Raw genomic sequence first — 24,910 nt, 5'->3', positions numbered from 1 at the left:
GCGTTAGGCGGTCAGCAAGCGGTTAAAAGCTTCTGCCTCGCTCTGGTAATCAACAATACAGTCAAACAACTCTTCAACACCTGGGTGTTTAAGCAAGGCATAGTGGTCTGCCTCCAGATGGATTGTGCGAGTTTCGTCTTCTGCATATCCCGGAATGTTTTCCAGGAATGAATAATCATCTCCTTGCGCTTTGAATATCACCTTAGGTGCCTTCACATTACGCTCCAGTAATTCGTTAAAGGTGTATTTGAATTCGTAGGTTTGCACCACGATATCAACAATGCGTTTCACCATGTCCTGATTGAGTGCTCTGTGGTTGGTGCACACAAAGTCGATAAAGCTGGCTTTGTCGGTCACGACTTCCAGGCACTTTTCGAGCACCGGACCACTGATCTTCTGGAAGAACACCGAGTACAAGATGGTGACAAATGCCCCTGAGCTGAAACATGGCACGCGGGCACGGCTGGCAAACTGCGGCAGCTCCGGCGATCCAGGTGCAATCAGGTAAAGATCCTTCACTTCATCCCCTGCCTGCTCAAGCTGGTGTGCTACTTCAAACGCCACTCTGGCACCGAATGAATACCCCCACAATGTGTAAGGACCTTCAGGTTGTGCTTCTTTTAGCAATTTAATGTCTGCACGCGCCATCTCACTGATAGTCTGGTACGGTACTTCCTGTTCATTGATACCATGTGCCTGGACACCAATAAATTCAGCCTGATCAGCCACTTTCTCTGCCAGAGGCTTCAGGCTCATCGGATAGCCCCCCAGACCCGGCCAGCAGAATACTTTGCTGTCTTTTGATGAATTATTTAATGGGATCAGTCGGTTGCCTGTGTCGTGATCACTTTCCTGAATATGCTGAGCCAAATCCTCAATACTGGGGGCCTGGAACAACGTCTGCATAGGCAGGTTAAGGCTGAGCTCCTTATTAATGCGGTTAAGTAGGGTCACCGCTGTCAGTGAGTTACCGCCGCTTTCGAAGAAGTTGTCTTTAACTGACGCTTTATCCCATTTCAGTGTTTGCTTCCAGATTTCTGCAATGTGCTCTTCAAGCGGGTTGCGTGGCTCAATATAAGGCACGTCATTACCCAGTTGCGACAGCTTCTCGTTATCACGTAAGGCGATATAATCTACTTTGCCGTTGGCAGTTTGCGGGAATGCATCAAATGCCACGATTTGATTCGGCACCATGTAAGTCGGTAAGCGACTTTGCAGGTCATCCTTCAGGATTTCTACCGGACCCCGCATGTGGATGGCATCTTCTTTCATTCCTTCGCTGCGCATCTGTTCGTCAGACACCTTACCGCCGATACAGAAGTAGAACGGCTTCATCTCTTTGCCTTGCTCAGCCAGGATAGCGCCGAAGCGATCCGCTGATGGCAGGTTGTTACCACTTTTCGAGCTGTAACCGGATGACATCAAGCCAATATTCAGTTTGTTCATTTGTAGCTGCTGCAAGCGTCTGCCCAGGTCGACATAGTGTCGCCATGCTTCAGTCGTGTGGCTGAGCATAGATACACCAAAGCTGGAACGCTCATAGACCTGCTGGTTAATCGCGATAACGCTTTTCTTCTCTATGAGTTTTTCAGACAGGGGCACAAATTCACCGTCTTGCAGCGAATACTGGCCATTCTCCAGACCCTCAACACCTTGGATCTGCACGATTGACTCGACTTCTTGCAGTGGCACACCTTGCGCCGCCGGGGTAATTTCATAACTGCCCAGGTATTGGTCATCGTGCTCAACTGCGAGACATTCTTGCAGTGACTCAGTGAACTCCCCTTTACCAACAGCCAGCCCGAATAAAGGCAGTACCTGATCAAACAGCCCGAGCATGTGTCCAGTTTCCATCTCCAACACTTCCAGAATGTTGTTTTTGTACACCGGCTCGATTGCCTGCTGTTTACCCAGGAAATGAACTTTCAGCTGAGCTTCACTGTGCTCGGCAACCGGGCGTACTAAATGCAGTGTGTGTTGCTCTGGCTGGTAGTAGTAAATACCGGCATCCAGGTCAAAAAGCTGATGTATTTCAACAAATAACTGAGTTGCGTATAGCGCACCTGGTGAAGCATAACCATATTTAGGTAACAAACGCTCTTCACTTTTGAATTGACCAAAGTAGCGCATGATCTGGCCAAACTGTCCATAGCTTAACTGGGCCACATCGACACTCTTACCTGCACGCTCTGGTGCTGCGAGTAACTCAACGATATCCTGCTGCGTCAGCTCTCCGCCTTCAAAGAAACGATAGGTTTTACGTGCAAACACCGTTTCTGACTGACCTTGTGTTGGTTGTTTATTTGGTAATTCAAAAGATGGCTCATCTTTGAGTACCGCCTCTGAGCGGAAACCCGCATTAGAGAGCTGCGCTTTTACCTGAAGTTTGTTTTTCTTCGACTGATGGTGCTCACCGTGATTGCCCTGGTCCATCACTGCGGCTTCACGTTTGTTCAGCTCAATACAGGCAATCAGGTTCTGAAATCCGGTTCGCTCATCATTTTTAATCACCATAGCGGCGTTTTTGACCCAGTCGTGCTTTTCTATTGCCAGGCGGATCTCATCCAGCTCAACCCGATAACCACGCAGCTTGACCTGATTGTCAACGCGACCCAGGAAGTGTGCATTACCCTGATCATCCAGCTTAACAACATCACCACTTCGATAAAGCACACTGTGCTGCGATTCATCAGAGTGTGGGTTAGAGATAAAACGCTCCTTGGTGATATCAGCTCTGTCAAAGTAACCGCGGGCGATCTGCGCACCACTGATGTACAACTCACCAGATTCACCGGCTGCAACCGGTTGTAGCTCATCATCCAGCACATAATAGTGCGTATTTGCAACGGCCTGACCAATTGAAATGGCCTCAAAATCCTGCTCCAGTGTGCTTTGAGTCACCGTATAACTGGATGAATTAATAGTGCACTCAGTCGGGCCATACAGGTTGGTTAACTTAAGGCCCGGAAGCTCTTCAAAAAACTGTGCAGCAAGCTGTTTTGTCAGGGTTTCACCACCACTAAAGACGTGCTGTAGCGAGCTACAAAGCTGGATCCCAGGTGTGTCCAGCAAAGCCTGCAACAAGGTCGGTACACACTGTAAAACGGTGACTTCGTTTTCAATCATGGCATCAATCAATGCCATCGGGTCACGGTACATGCCTGGCTCACTCGCCACCACGCAAGCCCCCATGGCACATGCCAGGATTTCCCATTGTGCCGCATCGAAGCTAAATGGCGTTTTCTGAATAATGCGTGTGCTGTTATCAAATCCAAACTGCTGACGCAGCCAGCGCATCTGATTAACGATATTTCCGTGCTCAATCATGACGCCTTTCGGAGTTCCGGTGCTGCCTGAGGTATAAATCATGTATGCCAGATTTTCAGGGGCAACCTCTGCACAGTATGTCAGTTCATTACTCAGCTCTTCCAGGCAAATGACCGTAACAGATGGTCCAACAAGCGAGGTGATTTTTTCTTTCAGGTGTGATTGCGTCAGTATCAACTGGGTTTTTGAGTCAGTGATCATGTGTAATACCCGCTTATCAGGGTATTCAGGTGACAGAGGTAAATAACCACAGCCGGCATATAAGCTGCCCCACACGCCAACTACCAAGTCGTCGGAAGGCTCAACAAATAGGCCTATATAGTCGTCGGGTTTAGCATCAAGTTGCTGTAATGTCGCAGCAATCTGCTGTGCTCGCAGATCCAGCTGCGCAAAAGTCATGCTCTCATGATGACCAACAACGGCGGTCGCTTCAGGTTGTGTTGCAACCTGATGACGCATTAATTCAATTAGATTTATTGCTTTTATTTCCGCTTCAGCAAGCGCAACACCACTGGCTGACTGATGCGTGTTCGGTGAGTTTAGTAAGTTCATTTTTAAATCCCTTAATTAAATTTCGTTCATCTAAGTTTCTAAGTCTTCACAAATCCACTTGATGCCACTTCCCAACTTTAGCTTTAAAGCCTAGTAGCTAAATCCTATGCAACAAGTTCCATACTAAGATAAATAAATATATCTTAATGTCAACATACTTTTTGTGAAGATATTTGATGTGATAACTCTTGCCACAAAGTTTGTTTTGAAGTATCTTTAACTCATCAAAGAAAACAGAGAAGTAGTTTTTATGCAGAAACATGATTTAGTAGACACCGTAATTGCTCAATGGGAGAAAGAAAGGCCCGATATCGACCCCTCACCGATGGCCATAATGGGCCGCCTGGTCAGAACGGATGCTATATTCAGCAAAGAGCTGCATGGTGTATTCAGCCGGTTTGGCCTAAATGGGGGTGAGTTCGATGTGCTGGCAACATTGCGTCGCTCAGGTGAACCATACACATTAACGCCTAACCAGTTATTACAGACATTAATGCTGACCTCTGGTTCCATGACCAACCGCATTGATAAGCTTGAAGCAAAGGATTTAGTTAAACGTAACCCGGATCCCAATGATCGCCGTGGAGTCATGGTCAGTTTGACAGAACAAGGGCTGGCGCTGATTAATGAAGTGGTCACTGAGCACGTTGCCAAAGGGCATTACTTGTTATCACCACTTGAAGAGGACGAAAAACAGCAGCTGGCCAATCTGTTAAAGAAACTGCTTGTCAATTTACATCACTAATCGGGTTGCGCATGATGGCGCTACCCGGAAACAAATAAAAAAGAGGTAACGTTTAACGTTACCTCTTTTTTTGGCTGTGATAATGGCTTAGTAGACACATTACCCGTGCCCAATCTCTCAAAAAAAATCTGCCATCACAGCGGCATAGTTAAACCCTAAACACTACGCTGCGATGGCCATTCAATATGGTTATGCGCTTTGCATTCTCATGCTTTTCTGTGCGCGGGCAAATAGACGTTCAGCTTCAGAGGTACAAACATTAAGCAAAAACTTTTGCCGCATTAGAGACAACAGCTGCTGTGCTGACGTGACTTCGATGACTGTACTAAATTGACTTACTTCGTGCAGCTCCCTGTAGAGCAAGTTACGTAAAGTAAAGCGTTGTCCTCCCGTCACCCGTGAAAGTACAAGGTTATTCACAAAATTAGACTCAGGATGCTGGTGGCTGTAAAAATGCACCACATCAAAGTCTTTCTCCGTGACGGGAACCAGCGACACACTATAGAGGCTGATCTGCTCAGGTTGTAACAACTCAATACGCACGTCTGACGCTGTTCGGGTTATTTTATAATGATAGTTTCCGACCTCAATGGTCCCGGACCGAGAAATACACAATGGCTCTTTCGGTGATTTTGAACCAAAACCTACATCAAATAAGTAACTTTCATCCTCAATTTTTACCAAAGTAACTCGGTGCGTTCTGGCATTGTCTTCTTTGCCGTTTAATAATACCTTGGCCAGCAATGGCTGAACCTCATAGCCTAAGTGTTCCAGTGCCAGGTAAGCCAGCTTGTTCTGCTCAAAGCAGTAGCCTCCCTTTTTCCTGAGTACCAGACGATCCAGCAAGGCTTCCTCCTGAAGCGATATTATCTCTGCGCCCAGTGCACTAATGCTTGAAAAGCTATACATTTCAAGATGTTTTTCCTGGATTTCCTTGAGCTGTGCCAAACAGGCATGCTGCTGAGTCAACTGAAGCGATTTAATATAATCTTGAATCATCATGATCATTTTCCTTTTCTTTGAGATTAACTTAAGGCTAGAACCTCAACTTAAGTTAAGGTCAAGAAAACAAACTAAATTTTTTACCAGCAGTCGCGAAAAAGTGACTCTGCCTGGATTTTACCTGAGTTATCTCACCCTACACACGGTTATCCTGGACAACGTCAACTCCCCAGGTGACCTATCACTTCCTGCTAACACAGAATTTTGAACGCTTTCACGGTAACTGTCTGCTCATCACGACACTTTTTTTAATGAACCAGCCAATCACTTGATATAAATCACACTCCACTCACACTTCAGTCATCATAAAAGTACTGATTATTGCGCCTAATGCCGATTGTGCCTAAACAAAACATTATAACCAAAATAAGGATAGTGATTGTTCGTGACTAAATTAAAGACACGCGCGCTCATCAGCCCTACTTTTTATCTCACGCCCACTTCACTGTGTGAGCATGGTAGTGATACACATTTAGGTATTACATTTGCCACCAGCAATTCACTTTAGACATGTCCCCTTTAATTCAATTGCCGTGGAACGCCGCTTGGCCCCTGATAAAAAGTACGTGACGAATAAGGCACTGCATCACCAAACTTGCCTCGATATAGTGGCACTAACATTGGCAACGTCAACTTGCCGGGATTCCTTTAGATTCGATAATCTGAGCTTGTAAAAAGGCGCTCAATGAGCGCCTTGGATTTTTATGGGTAAACCTGGTCTAACAGGCAATTATTTATAAGAATAATTCAACGTTACACCACTGTAATTGTTGTAGCCATAGAGGCTGATGTGCCATACACCCGAGCTTGGGTTAGTAAATAAACACTGTTCTTCATTGCCATTCTTCCAGGGACGGCAAGTGTAATTATTTGCATCAGGCTGAGCGTTGTATCTTACATACAGATCCGCGTCTCCGGTACCACCGGTGATAGTCAGAGCCATCTCTTTAACTCCCTGCGGAATATCCCAGGTGTAGTGCGTCCAGCCATTCTGATTGCCCTGTAAATTTGGCAATGAACCATTCACAGGCGTTACACCACCCGGATCGCCTCCACCCTGACAGCCATTAGCTGCGATGTAATCCGATGCAGCTTTTGCCTGGACGATACCATGACCGTAATAATTGTCACGACCCGCGGCGCCTTTATCTTTGGCAGTTGCGTTCAGAGCAGCCCGGATCTGCTGGTTATTACACTGGCTGTTGTGGCTCCACACCAACGCCGCTACACCAGCAACATGAGGTGAGGCCATGGATGTACCACTCAAGCTCCGATAAGTATTAGTCGGGTAGGTCGAGTTAACACTAGAACCGGGGCCCGCAAGCTCAACCTGATCATTGTACTGAGAAAACGACGAACGACTTTCACTTGAAGTAACAGATGCCACAGAAATAACTGAATTGTATGATGCCGGATAAGATTTAGAGCTATTACCACCGTTACCGGCAGCAGCGACTAATATCATGCCCCCATCAACGAAGTTCTGCATCGCAGTATTTTCACTGCTGGAGTAATTACCACCACCCAGGCTCATATTCACAACCTGTGCACCGCCATCTTTACATTGCTGAATTGCATTCACCAGGTTGGAGGCATAAGTCCATTGTCCGTTGTCATCAAAAATTTTGACAATGTGCAGATCCACACCGGGGTACACACCGACAACGCCCTGATTATTATCCTCTGCCGCGATGGTACCCGCAACGTGTGTACCATGGCCGTTGCCGTCATTGTTCCAACGACCCACCGCATTGTTGTTCGCAACCCCGCTGACATTGCCATAAGGTAAATCAGGGTGGCCAAGGTTGTATCCTGTATCAATGACGCAGACTTTTCTTGCAGAAGTGTTGGACTGAGGCAATAGGTGACCCTGCACCATAGTGATCCCATACGGTGTACTCTGTGCAAACGGTACGATTTGATTCGCGGACTTGGCTAAGGGTAATACATAACGCTTGGGGTCTATTTCGATTGAGTCAACGGACGAAAAGCCTCGCAGTGTTTCAAGGCTGTACTCATCTAGCTCTGCCACCATTGCTTGCTGGCCATTAAGTGCAAACAGTGGCTCTGCGCCCGCAGTAAACAGATAATTGAGTGCAATATAATTATTGAAACTATTTTTACCGCCTGACAAGGTCTCTTTAAAGCGCACTATATAGCGATTGCTGGCGCTCTTTTTAGACTTGCTTTGTAGTTTTGCTTCTTCTGTATGCCCCTGAAAAACAGGCTCTTGTGCTAACGCAGGCAAGCTCATTGCAGTAAGCATTAGGGTGGATAAGGTTGATAGTTTGAAACGCGTGATACTCATGTCTTCTCCTTGTTGTACCTTGTTGTATTGTTACTCTTTTTCTAACTGACAATGCACTTAAACAACCGCCCATCGACATCGGGCAAACAAGTGGTTTAACTACTTGTACCTATACAACAAGGTCACTTACTGCGATAAACATGTCAGTACTGTGTTGTTAAACTGTTAACAAAGGTAGCAACTGGAACGGTCCAATTGCAACATACATTCAAAAAAACTGTTATAATATTTCATCCAGTAGACTGTTAAAAATGACATAAAGATTGATATTTAATGTAAAATTATTGAATTTTATGTATCTCAACTTGAGGTAAACTGAAGGGATATAACAATGCTGAACGCGCAAAAGTGAAAAATGCTACGCTCGTGATGAATATTATTCAGCCAGAAAAATGACGGGGATAAACCAACTTGTCCACGTAAACCGGCACAAACTCAGTAAACTTGGCACTGTATTGCACTTGGAGTAGATATGGCTATCATCTGCATAAAGCTCAGCCCCTCATAACACCTAAACCACGAACTTACAGGCTCCGAAACTCACGCAGCGTTTACCGGTAACCGACCATAGCTAATATTTTCACAGTACACTCAAATTGTACCTGATGATAAACTAGGAACTTACTATAAATTGCGTAACCAGGACCTGTAGTTTTCCCTGGCTTTGCAATCAATCGATTTGGTTTACAGGCAGTCACCACATGAAAGTACTAAAGATTTTGGGTATTGGGATTACTAGCATTTTTGTCTTCTTTATCGGGATCGCCGTTATTACAGGTTTAAACAAAGCAGATCCAAAAGAGACCTTTATTCCCTTTTTAGAACAACAAATGCCACGCGTCACGAACTGGGATCTTGATTTTATTCAGAGCCTTATGATTGAACAAGCCGTATCATCCGCAACCCCGGAACAATGGCAAATGTACATAGAGAAAGTCTCGACACTGGGTAAACTTGAGCGTATTGACGCGGTACAGCTTGAAAATATGAGTGCCAGAACGCCTTTTACGGGCAACACGACAACCACCGCGGTTTATCTGCTCTCATTGCAGTTCAGTACGGGCCCTGCACATGCCAGGGTTATTCTGGTGCACACTGAAGAGGACGGCGTCCAGGTTCAGCATATTAATTTTTTGGCAGACAGGTTGATGCAATGATGAGTGTTAGCCCGCTCTGCTGCTGACATGTGAACAGGCTAGGTCTATATCTTACCGGCCTGACATCACCGGAGCCTAGCTTTCACCGATGCGGACAGGTTCATATCAGATGTAGTCAGCCCCGACGACCTGACATAATAAGGGGCTGATTGTCTCTACAGGTGTTAACTCAATGAGATATCCATTTTTCTTCTTAATGCTTGTGCTGATATCGGGCAACGCCTGGGCCTGGCGAACTGGCCAGTGCAATGGCGAGTGTGGCGACTTTCTTCGCACAATCTCAGGAGGCAACACGGGCATACTGGCATTGGAAATTGCGCTGTTTGTGTTTTTAGTCCTTTACCTTTTTATTAAAGTCATGGAGAAGTGGCATAAATAAACAGGCACAGACTCATGCCCTGTCCATTGCACTTATACTCACGTGGAGAAATCGACCGTAACACAGATCCGACTCCCCTGTATGCGTTGCGTGTATTGCCAGTTTTGTTGACGACAAACCCGTTCAACAATGATTTTCCCGAGTCCATACCCTTGCTCTGTGCCAGAGAAAAACTCGCTGACATGTGCCGATTGTTCGGGTTGTAATGTATTACTCACGCTAAAAGTGCTGTCTGTTACACACAGCTCTATGTCCGCTTCTGTTGAGTGCTGAATGGCATTCCTGACCAGATTGCTGATCACAATCAATCCATTCACGCGTGTGATGCTCAAGCTATTTGGCGACGATGCGATCAAAGACAGCGTTTTGCCATTTTTATCCGCCTGGCACTGAAACGCTAACAAGACTTCTTCAACTACTGCAGCCAACTTAGCCTGCGCGGTTTGCCCTGTTTTATCTTCTCTTGCCAATTCAAGCAGTACGGTGATCATGTCTTCCATACTATTAACTGCACGCTCCAGCCGTGCCAGCGGCTTTGCCAGCGCCGGATCCCTTTCACTGTGCAGTTTTAAAAGCTCATTGGCGCCTTTGATCACCGTCACCGGGGTGCGTAATTCATGGCTGGCAAAACTGGTAAATTCGCGCTCCCGCTGAACAAACGCCTCAATACGTTGTGCATAGTCAGCCAGTGTTTTATTCAGCAGCCCGATTTCATCATCTTCATATTTGTATTCATTGATAAATCGCGTATCCGACGACCCATCACTTTTTTTAACCTGCTCAATCAAAGTAAACATCGGCGCAAGCGAGCGTTTCAAAACAAGATGAAAAATCAAAAAAAACAGCAAGATAAACAACGTAAAACTGGAAAAAATAATCTGCATCATCATGCGCTCAAGATTTTCGGAAATTTCTACCTCATTGACATCATAAATGAAGTAATACAAGGTGTTATCCGGCATTCTGGCCACGGCATAATGAAAGTCCTGTTCGTCGGGGTGCGCCAGCTCAAACACACCAGGTGTGCTGCTGTCGATATACTCAGCCAGCAATGGCGGAATATCAGCAAACCGGGCATAGGCCACTATCCCTTCAGGGAATAAAAACGTGTGCCTCTGCGCATAGTTTTGACTAAACTGAGTCACAACCCGGCTCAGCTGCTTTTCAAAAATATAATCTTCTGTGCCTTTGGTTGCGGCAAATATCACTAATAAACTCAGCAAGCAAAACACACTAAAGCTGGCAATAAACGTCGCTTTTACACGCTGACTCAGGCTCAGGGTACGGGCAAAGCGAGCCAACTTTGACTGACAATCAGATAAAAACAAGCTGGTACCCCTGGCCATGTTTTGACTGGATCTTAAAGTGGTCCGCGCAGCCCGCCAATGACTTTCTCAGATTATAAATATGACTCCTCAGTACATCATTCTCTGGCAGCAGATCGCCCCATAGTTGAAACTCCAGCTCTGCTTTATCCACCAGATTTGGGTGGTTTTTACATAGTAAAGTCAAAATCTTAAAGGTAGTTGGATTTAACTTCAGTGGCTGGCCATTGAAACGCGCCGTTTTGTTCTTCTGATCTAACTCCAGGCCGTTAACGACCATCACAGAGTGGTAGCCATTTTGTGCCTTACGGATATGGGCAAGCAGCCTTGCATACAATTCAGCAATGGCGAAGGGCTTAAGAATATAATCATCTGCCCCGGAATCAAATCCGTTCAGCTTATCATCCAGCCGGTCTTTTGCTGTCAGCATTAAAATGGGCACCTGGGCCTGCTGCCCCTGGCGTATCTGAGCCGTGGCTTTTAACCCGTCCAGTTTGGGCATCATAATGTCCATCACAATCGCGTCAAACGTTTGCGTTTGTGCCAAACTCACAGCCATTGCCCCGTCATAGGCAAAGTCAACCTGATGACCTTTGGCTGTTAAGTAATCTCCGATATTCTCAGCAATATCCAGATGATCTTCTGCTATTAATATTCGCAACACCGTATTACACCTCAACTCTCAATTAAAAGCGATAGATCAGACCAAGGCTGGCCTCGACTTCACTGTCACTGCCCGCTCTAACTAATGGACTGTCTGCCACTTTTGAGGCATACACCTCATAATCCACTGCAAACGATAATAACCAGCTTTTATTAAACGCGTATACCCCGTTTGCACTTATCCCATAAGACTTTACCCCTCCACCGAGCTGATAAGATGAATAAACACTCTCCCTGGCCTGCGCAGCCGTAATACCAAACTCAGTTTGCATGTGGTCACTGTTTGCCAAACTGATATCAGCGCCCAGCTCGAGTTTTAAATCAGGCTCGTTGAGAATTCGGTAGTGGACTGTCACAAACCCCACACTGCCCTTTTTGGGCTCTCCTCCTGTATAAGTTTGCGCAAACACCCCCAAAGTCAGTGGTCCATGAATTTGCCATGCAGCCCCCACGCCCCACTCCATCATTTCATCAATGTCACCCAGTCCATCTAAACTCTTATCACTGGCTTCGTTTTGCTCCCGCCCCTCTTCAAAGTTAAGCCAACCACGCAGCGCAAGATCAGACCGAACTTGATAGAACACCGCGTTGCTCATCAGGTTGGATTGAAGCTCCCAACGTTCGGCGCGATAAGCAACTTCGATATAGGGGTCGGCCTCTGTCGCTGTCTCGCCCGAGCCGTGATATTCAGGTTCAGATTCAATGCCAAGTCCAAAGGCATATCGCCAGCCCGCCGGCGCATCAAACGCTGCGACAGGTCCGGCGATGTCGAGTGGCATAGACATCACTTCGGGTTCTGAGTTTGCCAATACAGGTAAAGTGTACAAAGCAGATAATATTAAAATAGCGTGGCGTTTCATTGGTCAGTCATCCTCTAATACGGTTACTGGCCACTGTGACAGAAAGAATGTCAATGAAATGTCGAACCTGATATTGACACTTCGTCGACAATTAAATGGGTACGCTGAGACTTCCTTTAACTGTTCAGGCTAAAACCTATGATGCCTATTTTATTTCTGCTGTTCCTGAGTGTCTGTGCCATGATTTACGTCTACCGTTTCCGGGGTTGTGCGCGATTTGCCACTGTGCATGAATATTTGCGCAAAGGCTGGCCTATTTTTGCGCCGTTAAATGTTTTTCTCTATATGACATCCCGCCGACGGGCGCGTGCCCCTTTTACCAGTGTGGATGATTACCCGGAGCTGAAGCTGCTACAGGATAACTGGCAAGTCATTGCCGCCGAAGCGTCACAGTTAATGGCCAGCGGCCAGTTTATTCAGACGACTGCGCAGGAGAACGCCAGCTATTATGATGTCGGATTTCGTACATTTTACAAATATGGCTGGAGTAAGTTCTACTGCACCTGGTACGGCGAAACACTCCACTCCGCTAAAGCGTTGTGTCCCAATACCGTTGCACTCTTAAAATCGATCCCCAGTGTGAACGGTGCCATGTTTACCCTGTTGCCCCCGAATGCCCAGCTGACCCGTCACCTGGATCCGGTTGCCTGCTCTTTACGCTATCACCTGGGACTGGACACGCCGAACGATCCCGATTGTTTTATTTCTGTCGACGGAAAAAGGGCGTTCTGGCGCAATGGTCACGCATTTATGTTTGATGAAACCTACCTGCACTACGTGAAAAACGACACCAGGCAATACCGCCTGATACTGATGTGCGATATCGACCGGCCAGTGAATATACTGGGCCGCCCGGTTAACTGGCTCTATAAAAAGTTTGTACGCTTGTTACTCGTGCCGAACTTACCGGGCGATCAATCCGGGCCATTTAACCGACTATTTGCTCGCCTCATGCCCACGTTAAACCGGGCGAAAAGGCTAAAAAAAACCAACCCCAGGCTCTATTACCCGCTGAAGTGGCTGGTCAACCTTAGCCTGATCAGTACCCTACTGCTGGTACTTACCTTGGTTTTTAGGTTGCTAATTGCAGTGGTTAATTAGATGCCTTTACCAGATGCGGATCCCTGATTTATGTGGGTGTCCGCAAGTCCCTCCTGGAATATTTCGCGCTTTAGGGGTACGAATAATATCACTCATGCCGTAGGTCGCTGCTAAGTACCATGCAAGTGAAAAACAGTTCGGTACCTTTATGTGAGAAGGTAGCGCCCTAAAGATGCGTTGCTTTGGTCATTAAGTTAATCACTTCTATACTTATTTCATGTTAGAAAAGTTGTTTATCAATAATGCGCACTGAAAAACCCGCTGTTCAGCCTGCACTAGCAGGTCTAAGCAGGGCATTTATCCATTGGGTATTTGGTTTCATCATTTGTTTACTTCCCGGTCCCACGTTGGCAATGAACAAATCAGCCGAGATTGTTATTCCACTGAACAACTGGGCAAGTCAACGCGTGCTGTCATATGCCGTCGGTGACATGATCAAGCACTATGGCTTTGCCGTCAGCTACCGCGATATGCCTGCGCGCGACCAATGGGGGGCTTTGCAAAAAGGGTTAATTCACTTTCAGATTGAAATCTGGCAGCAATCCATGGCTGGGTCATTTAACAGAATGCTGGATAACCAGTATATTGTTGATTTAGGCATGCACGATGCTATGGTCCGCGAGGAGTGGTGGTACCCCGAATATGTCGCAGCACTTTGCCCAGGATTGCCCGACTGGAAAGCACTCAATGCATGTGCACACTTGTTTTCAGCCAAACCTGAAGGGACAAAAGGCACCTTCTATACAATTGACTGGGATTATCAGGACGCAGATTTAATACGCGCATTAGGACTTAATTTCACAATAGAACGCCTCAGTAATGAAGCAGAGCTTTGGCAGAAACTGGAACAAGCCAGTGATCGCAACCAGCCAATTGTGCTCATAAACTGGACTCCTAACTGGACAGACTTTTACCGACCTGGACAGTTTGTCGAGTTTCCTGCATATGAAAAAGCCTGTGAGACCGAAGCCAGCTGGGGTATCAACCGCAACCTGGTCAATGACTGTGGTAATCCGCAACAAGGCTGGTTAAGAAAAGCAGGCTGGCCGGGTCTGGAGAAGACTTATCCTTGTATTTATAACCTGCTAAAGCAAGTCAACTTTTCGCAAAACATGATTGCTGACGCGTCGGCTCTGTCCATTATCGAGGGGCATTCGGAATTGCAGGCTGCCCAGCTATGGCAAACCAAATACGCCCCGGAAATTGCAAACTGGCTGGACCCAACTTGTTTAAACTAGCAATCAGCGCGGCAATAACCGCGCTATAATAAACGTCCTCTAATTCGCGTTAGCAAAATATATGACAAATAAAGTGCTTGGCACCATTGTAAGCATCTTTTGCAGTATCTTCCGCCTTGTCTTTTGCAGTATCAAATGCCGTTCCAGCAAAATCACCAGCTTGGGCGCCATAATTATTCACGGCATCGTCCACACTAATAATACCGCTGAATACGGCATCCTGAGCCGTCACACCGTATTGGTTTATAGCATCATCCAGTGGCAACATATTAGTCTGGACAAACCTGATTGCCGGGACGTAGTAAATAGTGACAGCCTGATTGATCGTAAGCATGTTTGAGTTAACCGCCTCCAGCCCACCAATGACCCCATTACCTACCAGCTCGGCAGTATCTGCAACAGCATTGGTATCAATTACCACATTTACATCCACGTCCAGGCCAATCAGAACAGCTAGCTCACCCGACACACCGACTGTCAATTCACCATCTTCATAACCGGCCGTTGCACCAGCATTGATACCAACCCCCAGGCCTGCTTCTACTCCCCCTTCAGCATTACCACCAACACCGGCCAGCGAGCCACTTGCATAGCCCGATGCCGTGGCCATAATACCCGCCTCAGCACCCGCAGATCCTGACAAGCCATAGCAACCATCTCCATAACATAGCTGGCTATCTCCTTCTACATTGGCATAAGCCGTCAGTGATGCCGTGCCCTCTGTCGTTGCATTGGTACCTGGTACAAAATCTACTTCCACTTCCAATGTACTGGTGGCAGATAGAGTTGCTTGCGTACCCAGTTTAACATGTTGTGCTATCTGTGTTTTATCTACGGTTAACTGGGCTTCAATTTCTGCATCAACCGTCACCTCAGCAGAATACTCCTGGGATGCAGAACCGACACCATCGACTTCAACTGACCCACCAGCAGTTGCAACAGCCCCCGCCCCGATGTAACTCCTTGCCTCGGCATTCACCCCATCCGGACCTACAGAAAACGACAACTCAGCATCGGCTTCAGCGTAAGCTTCTGCGTTGGCATAGCCATTAATTCTGGCGCCGCTCATCAGCTCTTTACTGACCGAAGTTTCTGCCGTTACACCCACTTTGAGCTCAACAGCCTGATCTAACTCAATAGTAGGAAAGTCTATGGAAAAAGTATTATGCTGAATCTCATCTGCTACTAACGCAAAGACACCGTTACCCAGCGCCACAGAGTTATTGACAACAGCGCCTTTTGGGACACCTGCTATCATGACAATGTTTCCCGGGCTAGTATTTACACTTTGAGGCAACTGATATGTTTTATAGTAGTCGGCAATGGCAACAACGTTATCTGTAAAACGAATGTAATCGACATCCGTCATCAGCAATCGGGTTACTCGGGATTGATCAAATCGATAGGTCAATACCAAAGAGTTACCAATTCGCTCAACATCATAGTTTTCTCTGGAATCAGCAACTTGAAATACCGTGCCGCCACTGACGCTGCGTTCCAGTTCCGCATCATCAATAAAAATCTTTTGCTCTACAAATACTGGGTTCCCGTCATACATGGAGCTTACGGCGACACTGACGTAAAAATCGTGATGCGTTAACGTCACATCTAGTTTTAGCCCTTTTGCCTGCTCTGCGGTGAGTTCAATGCTGCCTCCCTGGATTAAAAACTGGTTATGTTTGTCTAACAAAACAACATCGTGTGGCAGACCCGATACGGTAACCGTTGCACTTTCCTCAACCTTTGGATTGACAATGATATTGAGCGGAACCCCTTTACCCACACCAAAGCTGCTTTTTATATCGCGGTATTTTCCTTTAACCAAGTACCAGGGTTGCTCAGCATTACCACGCACATAGCGGTCATTTTTCTCTGTAACGACCCAAACTCGGCCATCATTATCAACGGCTATTTCTTTGGCTTTGGCGCTTAGCTCATTCGGGCCACCGTAACTGGGAATATAAGTCGGGTCATTGACCGGGACTTCTTTAACTCCTTGCGAAAAGACATCCGTTGTCGGATCAAACGGCATATTACTCTCATCCGTTTTCGCAGCATTTGGGTCAAAAGCATCAGACGGAGTAAAATACCAAGGCGCCGCTATACCAAAGCGGTTTTTCACATAGCCATCCTGATCAATACCCCAAACCTGACCGTCAGCTCCAACAGCCAGTTTTTTCATAAAGCCGTCCTGCGTCAGCCAATCGCCTGATGACTTCTTGCCATGTAACTTAATTTCACCTTTTAGCCCATTTCTGACATACACTTCACCGTTTTGATTCGTTGCAGCTGCCCATACATAGCCGTTTGGCTGAACCGCTAATTGCGGGAAAAAGCCATCAACCTGCTCCCATGGCGAGTCAAATCTATCCCGATAGTAAACTCTGCCGTCATCCGTGCCAGCCCAAACGCCACCCAGCCTGTCACTGCCGATACTGACGAAGCGCATGCCCTGATCAGCATCGGTGTCGACTTTCCACTCCGTATTTTTTGAACGGCTATATACAACCCCTCGCTTATTGATACCCCAGTAAATATCACTGTGATGGGTTACCTGCTCTATGGGCTCACCAAAGTCAATACTGCCGCTTTTCGCAAACAACAAATCGTCATCTTTAGGCGGCACTACGTAAACAAACTCATAAGTTTCGACCGGCTTGACTGTATAGGGAGACACAGTACCAGCATGCACCTCAACTTTTAATGCAAATTTACCAAAGAACCCCTGCGGGACATTGAGAAGTAGAGACTGGTTCTGCAGTGCATGCAGATCTATTACCTGCATATAAAACCCATCTTTGTTCTTTTTGGGGATTAACGCATTGCCTTTCACTGTTACGCCTTTAGGCAACCCGGAAACAGTGACAGCACGAAAGTCGCTCGGCACAGTCAGCTGAGGCACCGAAAATGGATAGTCGGCTGAAGTAGAACGAGCCGTACCGACTTGCACACCATGAAGGTGCATATAATCCCCCCCGCTAGCATGGTCGCGCACATTACCGCCGTGAATATCATCCTGGTTGGCAGGATAGTTGGCAATCAAGTTGGGCTGATAACTAAATACCGCACGATTATTGGCCACGATCTGTTTCTGTGTACGTGCCACATTCCAGATCCGAAAATCATGTATAGCTCCCTGAAACAAACCGTCTCCGTTCCACGCACTTCGCCCGATATACCGGTGACGGCGTACGTCACTATCAGGCACATTCATATTGCTATTGGTCGCAACCAGATTGCCATTTATGTACAATTTAGCAGTCCGCTCATTGCGCTCAAAAGTGGCAGCAAGGTGCGTCCAGTGACCAACCGGAAGCGCTTTAGGTGAATCAACCGCCGTTTCATAGCCATCGCGATATATACTAAAACGCGGCTTACCTGTTTTTGCGATCGACGTCGCAAAAATAATGTTGTCTCCGCCAGTTTGATTGAAGAAATCCAGCAAACGCGCATAATGGGTGACCTTATTTACCTTTACCCATGCCTCAATAGTGAAGCTGCCAGATACGTCCAGATTCTTTTCTGTGGTCAGCTCAGCATAGTCATCTTGACCGTCAAATACCAAAGACGACGCAGTTGAGCGCTCGAGCACCCGATACTCACTTGCAGCAATCGTTTGCGAGAATACGCCAATAAACCATACAGTGACCAGCATCATTGCTGTGCCAATATGATGTTTAATCATGTTTAATTTACCCTTAAACTAGTGGGTTTCACGAGGGATGACAGTATGTAGTGTCAAGTTATTCAATTTTGGAATTTTCTATTCCAAAGGAAGCAGGTTACCACACACTTTGTGGAAAAGTGGTTTAAAGAGCGCCATTTATTGATAAAAAAGACGTAAAAACACCACCGTTAACAATCCTTTTAAACTAGAACAGTCATTGGTTCTTGTCCGTTTTATTTGAGCAATAAAACCCCCTTAAACATTGCTTAATGACCAAGTTATCTATCTTAGTTCAGTACCATATTTTAAGCTCATGCCAGGGCAAAGAGACTTAAACCTAGTAAATTGGTGCATACCAAAAAAACACCGAAAATAACAGTATCCAGTTAAGTCGCAATAAAGATCAGAATAACGCCGCTACCATAGGCGGCAGCGGCAAAGTGGATTAGATATGGATAAGATTACTCAGCAAGACCTCCTGCTGGTGTCCAACAGATACGTGGCCCAGGCTTCCGCCCGAAACCTGATACATCACAATTGTCTTTGCGGGATGCGGGAAATACCAGCCACTTATCTGTATAGCGATATCTTTAGCAATTTAACTAAAGCCCCCTCTTACTGACAGGGACTGAGTGACAGCTAAAGCCCGACAACGGGTTGCTCAAGATCAGCTAACGTGTCTTGCAACATGTCTTTGTCTTCCTTGTCAGACGCCAGCTTTAATCCTTGCTCAATAACGTTTTTTGCCTGTTGCATATTGTTAAGCTCGGCGAGCGCTCTGGCCCAATAGGCAAAAAAGTACATATTTTGATTATTTAGTTGCACGGCTATATCAAATAGAAACACAGCGTACTTTGGTTCTTTATCCCAATATTCGTAAGCCATTTCAGCAATCACCCGATCGGGTTCAGGTAATTGCTTTACCAGCTCTGAAACCTTAGCGGCATAAGTAGACTTGACGTCTGACAGAGGTTTATCGCTCAGCCTTACTTTTTGCAGTAAAGTAAGCAACCTGTCTACCTCAACTTCTCTTCTGGACTTTTCAGTTAACCAGTTGGTCTCAACTACTTTATTTGCCATTTCAACCGCCTTTTCCAGTGCTTCATCAGCACCAATCGCTACATCAGGTTTCACGCCTACAGTTTCCCAATTTGTTTGGGTGACCGGGTTGATGGCTGTGCCTGTGGCAATGAACATACGCAGCTCATCATTTATTGAAAACATCCCCCCCGGGTTAGCGGCGCCTCCTGTTGTTTCACCTACGAGCGTCGCCCGCTTTCTGGTCAGCATGTTATAACTAAATTCTTCTGCGCCAGAGTAGGTCTTACTACTGGTCAACACATACAAAGGCACGTCAGGCATTTTCGTGCCACCAACTTCATCCAACACATAGAAATCGGTTGTTTCGTCGTCCTCTCGAAAATACAGGCTGTTCAGCAGCAGCTTTTCATCAAAAAAGTAACTGCATAGGTACTGGACAGTTCGCGGTGAGCCCCCACCATTTTTTCGCAAATCAATGATCACAGCGTCGGTTTTTGCCATCAGCTTCATTGCCGCATCAATATAAGGTTTACTATCGGCCAGTCGATAAAAAGAACGCAAATCTATATAGCCAATATTGTTCTCTAATACACTCGCGGAAAGAACGCCGTAATTTAAAAACTTGTGGCGTGTCGGTTTGAGTAAGTTATCTCGTATTGAAGACTCAATTCCGCTTACCTCTTCACCCACAGGGTTAGCGCGCACTCTTAAATGACGGTCTTTTGCTGTTGCTCTTAACCACTCGGTCAGGGCTTTGGAGAATGATGTAAGGTCTTGTGCAGACGCGAAATGACCTGCCTGAAATGCCTTGTATAGCTTATCATTGGTTTGTGTTGCGACCTCTGGAAAAACATAATGCTCAGTCATCAACTGCGTTATTTTTTCTATCGCAGCTTGTTTTTCGGTTTGTGTTATCGCACTTGCCTGTGATGGTGCAACGACCAACCCCAAAAATAATGCGAGCGCTTTTGTTGATAGGTGTTTTAGACTCATAGGTTAAACTCACTGTGCTGTTTGTTTTCCCTATTTTTAACTTTATTGACGAAAAAGAATTGTAAAAAAGTAAAGGGCTTAAAAAGGGTCATAGTGGCCAATAAAACGACTGTAAACCACCTGAGATGACTGATGTTTGTCGTAGCCGCTTTGAGCAGTTAAATAAGCTTTCGGAGTCTGACCAATTACCGTCTTAAACTCTCGGTTTAAATGAGCCTGATCAAAATATCCAGATATCAGCGCTGAACTTGTGAGATCACCCGGATAGTGCGATGCGTTGAGTAAAAAGCTGTTCATCCGCCACACTTTACATAACTCTTTAGGTGACATCCCAATTTTTGACACAAAGTGATTACGTAAAGTGACTTTGCTGATCTCAAACTGTTGGCAAATATCTGCAACTTGTATATTGCCACGCGCATCAAGAATGGTGTTTGTTTTCGCTCTCAGCAACTCAGGAAAAACAAAATCATGGTTATAGAACAGCCTTTTGAGCCAGGGCATTAACTTGTTCAAGGCACTCTGAAACTGCCCTTCCAGCAACTGCTCTGGCCAGGCATTTAAGATCAAAAGTAATGATTCTAGCTCCCGACTGGCGACAAACACATATTGCATACTTTCAATGGTATTTTTAACCTCTGAAGCCGCTAACTGCTGTGGCTGAAAGTACGCAAAAGGTTTGAGTCTCACGCCTAGCACCCACTGTGGCTGCACGCTCGAAATCTCATAAGCTGATAGCTGTTGCCCGACAAGACTGACCCCAGCGGGGACTGTTTTTGGCTTATGAAAAGCGGATGAGTAGGTCAATGGCTTACTATGAAACAATAGTTCAAACACGCCTTGTGGAAAGAATGAGACAGAACCAGATACCCGCCGGACCCAAAAAGGCTCAACAAAAGGAGATAACCAGCCGGGTGGCAAGCGTTCTTTATAATCTGACTGTTCCATTATTTTACAGCATCAATACATTCTTGTTGTCTGCTATCTTAATAGACTAAAGCGCCTGTATACCAGCCTGTATTTTTATAGGTGGCAGTATAGACCTCAGCATCTCTGTCAACGATGTTCAAAGACTTGCCCGTTATGCGGTCTACGCTGCACAGAAATGCCCGGCGGACACGCCGGGATATGCAGTGCGCTTCCAAGTTGAACCTGCCTACCATACATACGCCACTTTAGGGTGGGTGTCCATGCAGCTCATGATTGCTCATAACGGCATAGCCACACACATCAATGCAAAACACCTTCGCAAGGGTCAGCAATGTTTCCTCAACCCAGTCTCGCCGATGTTCATAAGACTTGCCCGTAACGCGGTCTTCGCCGCACAGAAATGCCCGGCGAACACACCGGGATATACAGTGGTAGTACTTAGTGTCTGATAAGCTGACCTGCTTCTTCCTTGCCATTGGCATAATCTAGCATCCTCAATCCATTGAGCATTACCTAAAGGTAGACGGCGTACATTCCGTACGCCAGTTTAGGGTGGGTGTCCTTATAACTTCTCCTCCGCTGGTCTGTTGTGCATGCCAGCGCTGATTTCCACTGCACACCGCGCTGGCGTGATTGCACAGAAAAAAGGCGCTCACTGAGCGCCAATTTTGAATGGGTGTCACCTTAACTCCCCTTGACCGCATAACTTGTCATCCTCAATCCATTGAGCATCACATAAAGGTAGACGGCGTACATTCCGTACGCCAGTTTTAGGTGGCTGTCCATGTAACTTCCCTATAACTCTCACTTCCAAGTTGAACCTGCCGTGGGTATCCTTATAACTTTCAGTAACTATCTAGGTTTGCTCTGTTGTATTTTTTCAAAAATATGAAGCGCTTTCTCATGCCCTAACTCCGCAGCTCTTCTTATATAATCTTTAAGTTTTTCGACATCCTGCTTTTCCCTATAGATCATAGCCAAATTAAAAGCAGCCCTTGCATTATCAAGTGAAACAGCCATTTTATAATACTCACTTGCTTTACCTATATTTCTTTCAACATACTCACCCTGATAGTATAAGTCACCCAAAAACATCATAGAATTCTCGTTGCCGAGACTAATCGAGCTATTGAACTTTTCGAGAGCCAAGTTCAACTTTCCTTTATAAAAAAGATCAAAACCAATAAAATAACTTGATATACCACTCTCATCCAACCCCTCTATTTCTTTAAATATATCAACAGCCTTATGGCGATTAACACTCACCTCACCACTTAGAAATAATATCTGACCTTTTAACCTATAGTACCTAACTCTGTTTCTTTCATCTTTTATATATCCGTCAGATATAAGACTCAAGTAATACAGACTTTCCTTATATCTATCTCGATAAAACTCTAACTCCGCCAAGTTCTGAGCGGCCGCTTCAACTCCACCTTCAAGCGCAATTTTAAAAAAACTTTCAGATTTAATTACCATACTTTCATCTTTTGACAGAAGGTATGACACTCCGATCAAATTGAAAATATCATAATACTCCCTTGTACCTACTTCAAGAGAGGAAGCCATTTCCTTTAAGCGCAATTGAATACGTTCATCTGACAATTTCCCCCCACCTTTAACCAATCCATCCAAATGTGCTTTAATCTTTTCGACATCACCTTCTAAAGAGGGATTAGAAAAAGAGAAATTAGAACACAAAGAAAAAAACAAAAATAATAAAAATCTATTCATATCTTTTACTCTTCACAAAAGACTTAGGTATCCCCAGCATATCTTGTATATATATAAAAACATCTCCATCAACCACCGTTGTTTGGGGCGTAGTCGCCTTAATTATATTTCTGCTAGCTGCATTTGCTGCTGGGCTGTCGACTATGGAGGATACACCTAGACACGCCCCTCCATATCCCCCAAGACTACATCCTTTAAGCTCTAACATAACTCCTTTCTCAGTAAGTTTCACAGCCACTGGGCCTTTAGCTATGGCTGTTACATCAATTTCAGATTCACTAATAGTTGTCCGTCTTATTTCGATACTCGGAGCAGACTGAGTATTGTTGGTATCAACTCCAGCTAATTTACTCCCAAGTACTTCAACTGATATTTCAGCTTTTGAGTCTGTAAAGGAAAGAATATCTTTATCTGTTACGCTTTCAAAATGCAAACCATCATTAAACATCCTAGAAAATGCCGCTGTCACTGCACCATTAGCAAACTTTCCACCACTGATTTTCGAAGCAGTACCACCAACCATGGCCGCAGCAGCTATTCTTAATGGGCTATGTTTAACACCAGGTTGAATGCGACCTATCGCAGGGGCAAACGCCTGTGTAAATCCTGCCGCGGCAAAGCCATGACCAAACTTACCTCCCTGCATCACAGACATGGTACCACCTACCAGGCCATGTGCCGCAACCTTGCCAAGGTTTTCATGAGACACCCACCCGTAAATTCACAGACCAATTGTGGGCAGTTTCAAAGTCGAAATGCAAGACTAACAAATGTTGCGCTTCCTATAAGCTCAGAGTAATGAAAGTCGTATGTTTAAGCACGAAATCTTGAAGAATAATTAGATTCGGACAATACGAATGCGCATCCAGCCCTGAACTTAGGTAAGTTGAATTGGTGAATAAAAAAAAGGTGTTAACCCAGTAAACGCTCGCACTGAGTCAAGTTGGCGCGTCGCCTTTTATGAAGATGCTCACAGTAATCCGTCATCGCTTGCTTTCGCCCTACCGCTCCATGAAAGACCTTCGTAAATTTCATAGTGAGTTTGAGCCATTTGTCTGGCTCTATTTGCAACCGTGTCAGCAATGGCTGGCTATCGCTGATATAACCCCGCTTATCTGCTCGCATGCATCGGCCTGTTAATTCAACTAGCTGTATGTAATAGGTCAGCTCAAACGGCAACCCTTTAGGCATGTGTTTTCTTGGGTTACCTGCAAAGCGCAGTAAGCTCTTAGGTTGCTTTCCTTGCCGCGCATAATCAATACGTTTTTTAATGCTGGTGTAGTCTGACGTTTCCGGTGTATCTGCCATTTTGGCTCTGACTGGGTTCAGGTCAACATACGCCAGGCACGCTGCCAGTGCCGCTTCATCCAGTAAGGCCTGTGACTTAAATCGCCCTTCCCAAAACCGGCCTGTGCAACCATCTTCTTTATTGGCCCTGCGGGCAATGCCTTCATTAAGCACTCGCATGAACCAGCTGATGCTCGCAAGGCGTATTCTGAATTCACTGATGTCTGCATCAAGCATATTGCGCTCTGACTCGCTCAGCTCATCACCATTAATGAACTTGTGCGTCAGCCAGCTACCTTTAAACAGCTTATGCCAGCGAAGCACTATCGCTTTATCTGATAACTTTTGTGCTTTCTTATCATCCACATACAACACAATATGCGTATGATTGCTCATAACGGCATAGCCACACACATCAATGCAAAACACCTTCCCAAGGGTCAGCAATTTTTCCTCAACCCAGTCTCGCCGATGTTCATAAGACTTGCCCGTGAGACGGTCTTTGCCGCACAGAAATGCCCGGCGAACACACCGGGATATACAGTGGTAGTACTTAGTGTCTGATAAGCTGACCTGCTTCTTCCTTGCCATTGGCATAATC

Annotated in this window: 17 protein-coding genes and 1 pseudogene; 5 read left to right on the top strand and 13 right to left on the bottom strand. The window is 45.8% G+C overall.

What is annotated here, in order from left to right:
* Positions 1 to 3 precede the first annotated feature (3 nt).
* Positions 4 to 3,879 carry an amino acid adenylation domain-containing protein gene (locus QNM19_RS15975; RefSeq protein WP_049864448.1) on the bottom strand — a complete coding sequence of 1,292 codons (3,876 nt, stop codon included), beginning with the start codon at positions 3,877 to 3,879 and terminating at the stop codon, positions 4 to 6.
* A gap of 250 nt (positions 3,880 to 4,129) precedes the next feature.
* Between QNM19_RS15975 and QNM19_RS15970 the strand changes: the two genes are divergently transcribed.
* A complete protein-coding gene (locus tag QNM19_RS15970) occupies positions 4,130 to 4,624 on the top strand; it encodes a MarR family winged helix-turn-helix transcriptional regulator (RefSeq protein ID WP_049864449.1) in 495 nt (164 codons plus the stop codon).
* A 189-nt stretch (positions 4,625 to 4,813) separates the two neighbouring features.
* Here QNM19_RS15970 and QNM19_RS15965 read toward each other — a convergent pair whose 3' ends face one another.
* Positions 4,814 to 5,626, bottom strand: a complete 813-nt coding sequence (locus QNM19_RS15965; protein ID WP_049864450.1) for an arylamine N-acetyltransferase family protein — start codon at positions 5,624 to 5,626, stop codon at positions 4,814 to 4,816.
* Between the two features lie 730 nt (positions 5,627 to 6,356).
* A complete protein-coding gene (locus tag QNM19_RS15960; protein ID WP_284026919.1) occupies positions 6,357 to 7,934 on the bottom strand; it encodes a S8 family serine peptidase in 1,578 nt (525 codons plus the stop codon).
* 701 nt (positions 7,935 to 8,635) lie between these two features.
* Here QNM19_RS15960 and QNM19_RS15955 point away from each other — a divergent pair.
* Together QNM19_RS15955 and QNM19_RS15950 are read left to right on the top strand one after the other, a co-directional pair.
* Positions 8,636 to 9,091: a hypothetical protein gene (locus QNM19_RS15955; RefSeq protein ID WP_049864509.1), complete on the top strand. Its 456-nt coding sequence runs from the start codon at positions 8,636 to 8,638 to the stop codon at positions 9,089 to 9,091.
* A gap of 172 nt (positions 9,092 to 9,263) precedes the next feature.
* Positions 9,264 to 9,470 (top strand): hypothetical protein, encoded by a 207-nt coding sequence (locus QNM19_RS15950; protein ID WP_049864510.1) that lies wholly within the window; start codon positions 9,264 to 9,266, stop codon positions 9,468 to 9,470.
* Positions 9,471 to 9,508: 38 nt separating this feature from the next.
* Here the strand turns inward: QNM19_RS15950 and QNM19_RS15945 are convergent, their stop codons facing one another.
* Genes QNM19_RS15945 through QNM19_RS15935 form a run of 3 tightly spaced genes read right to left on the bottom strand, consistent with a single transcriptional unit; the run spans position 9,509 to position 12,318 of the window.
* A complete protein-coding gene (locus QNM19_RS15945; RefSeq protein WP_049864511.1) occupies positions 9,509 to 10,798 on the bottom strand; it encodes a sensor histidine kinase in 1,290 nt (429 codons plus the stop codon).
* Positions 10,785 to 11,459 (bottom strand): response regulator transcription factor, encoded by a 675-nt coding sequence (locus QNM19_RS15940; RefSeq protein ID WP_049864512.1) that lies wholly within the window; start codon positions 11,457 to 11,459, stop codon positions 10,785 to 10,787. Before QNM19_RS15940 ends, QNM19_RS15945 begins: the two co-directional genes overlap by 14 nt.
* A 22-nt stretch (positions 11,460 to 11,481) precedes the next feature.
* On the bottom strand, positions 11,482 to 12,318 hold the full coding sequence (locus QNM19_RS15935) for a MipA/OmpV family protein (protein WP_049864513.1): 837 nt from the start codon (positions 12,316 to 12,318) through the stop codon (positions 11,482 to 11,484).
* A 138-nt stretch (positions 12,319 to 12,456) separates the two neighbouring features.
* On the opposite strand from QNM19_RS15935, the gene QNM19_RS15930 reads away from it, so the two are divergent.
* Both QNM19_RS15930 and QNM19_RS15925 read left to right on the top strand, forming a co-directional pair.
* The gene (locus tag QNM19_RS15930; RefSeq protein WP_049864514.1) at positions 12,457 to 13,419 is read left to right on the top strand and encodes an aspartyl/asparaginyl beta-hydroxylase domain-containing protein; all 963 of its coding nucleotides are present in this window, start codon (positions 12,457 to 12,459) and stop codon (positions 13,417 to 13,419) included.
* Between the two features lie 353 nt (positions 13,420 to 13,772).
* Complete coding sequence (locus QNM19_RS15925) at positions 13,773 to 14,657, top strand: ABC transporter substrate-binding protein (RefSeq protein WP_284026918.1); 885 nt, start codon at positions 13,773 to 13,775, stop codon at positions 14,655 to 14,657.
* Positions 14,658 to 14,706: 49 nt separating this feature from the next.
* Here QNM19_RS15925 and QNM19_RS15920 read toward each other — a convergent pair whose 3' ends face one another.
* From QNM19_RS15920 to QNM19_RS15890, 7 genes and pseudogenes are all read right to left on the bottom strand, one after another.
* A complete protein-coding gene (locus QNM19_RS15920; protein WP_049864516.1) occupies positions 14,707 to 18,342 on the bottom strand; it encodes a LamG-like jellyroll fold domain-containing protein in 3,636 nt (1,211 codons plus the stop codon).
* A 621-nt stretch (positions 18,343 to 18,963) separates the two neighbouring features.
* The gene (locus QNM19_RS15915) at positions 18,964 to 20,358 is read right to left on the bottom strand and encodes a S41 family peptidase (protein WP_284026917.1); all 1,395 of its coding nucleotides are present in this window, start codon (positions 20,356 to 20,358) and stop codon (positions 18,964 to 18,966) included.
* A gap of 78 nt (positions 20,359 to 20,436) precedes the next feature.
* Positions 20,437 to 21,306: a helix-turn-helix domain-containing protein gene (locus QNM19_RS15910; protein ID WP_049864520.1), complete on the bottom strand. Its 870-nt coding sequence runs from the start codon at positions 21,304 to 21,306 to the stop codon at positions 20,437 to 20,439.
* 251 nt (positions 21,307 to 21,557) lie between these two features.
* A pseudogene (locus tag QNM19_RS15905) lies at positions 21,558 to 21,770 on the bottom strand (transposase); the annotation flags it as partial.
* A 370-nt stretch (positions 21,771 to 22,140) separates the two neighbouring features.
* A complete protein-coding gene (locus tag QNM19_RS15900; protein ID WP_049864521.1) occupies positions 22,141 to 23,022 on the bottom strand; it encodes an SEL1-like repeat protein in 882 nt (293 codons plus the stop codon).
* Positions 23,015 to 23,677, bottom strand: coding sequence for a hypothetical protein (locus QNM19_RS15895; protein WP_049864522.1), 663 nt, complete (start codon positions 23,675 to 23,677; stop codon positions 23,015 to 23,017). Before QNM19_RS15895 ends, QNM19_RS15900 begins: the two co-directional genes overlap by 8 nt.
* Before the next feature lie 257 nt (positions 23,678 to 23,934).
* Positions 23,935 to 24,906 (bottom strand): hypothetical protein, encoded by a 972-nt coding sequence (locus tag QNM19_RS15890; protein ID WP_049864523.1) that lies wholly within the window; start codon positions 24,904 to 24,906, stop codon positions 23,935 to 23,937.
* Between the last annotated feature and the right edge of the window lie 4 nt (positions 24,907 to 24,910).

This window comes from Pseudoalteromonas ardens (assembly GCF_030125445.1).
GTDB classification, from domain to species: domain Bacteria; phylum Pseudomonadota; class Gammaproteobacteria; order Enterobacterales; family Alteromonadaceae; genus Pseudoalteromonas; species Pseudoalteromonas ardens.
The sequence above is the reverse complement of the archived record's forward strand: the minus strand, read 5'-3'. Positions and strand labels throughout refer to the sequence as shown.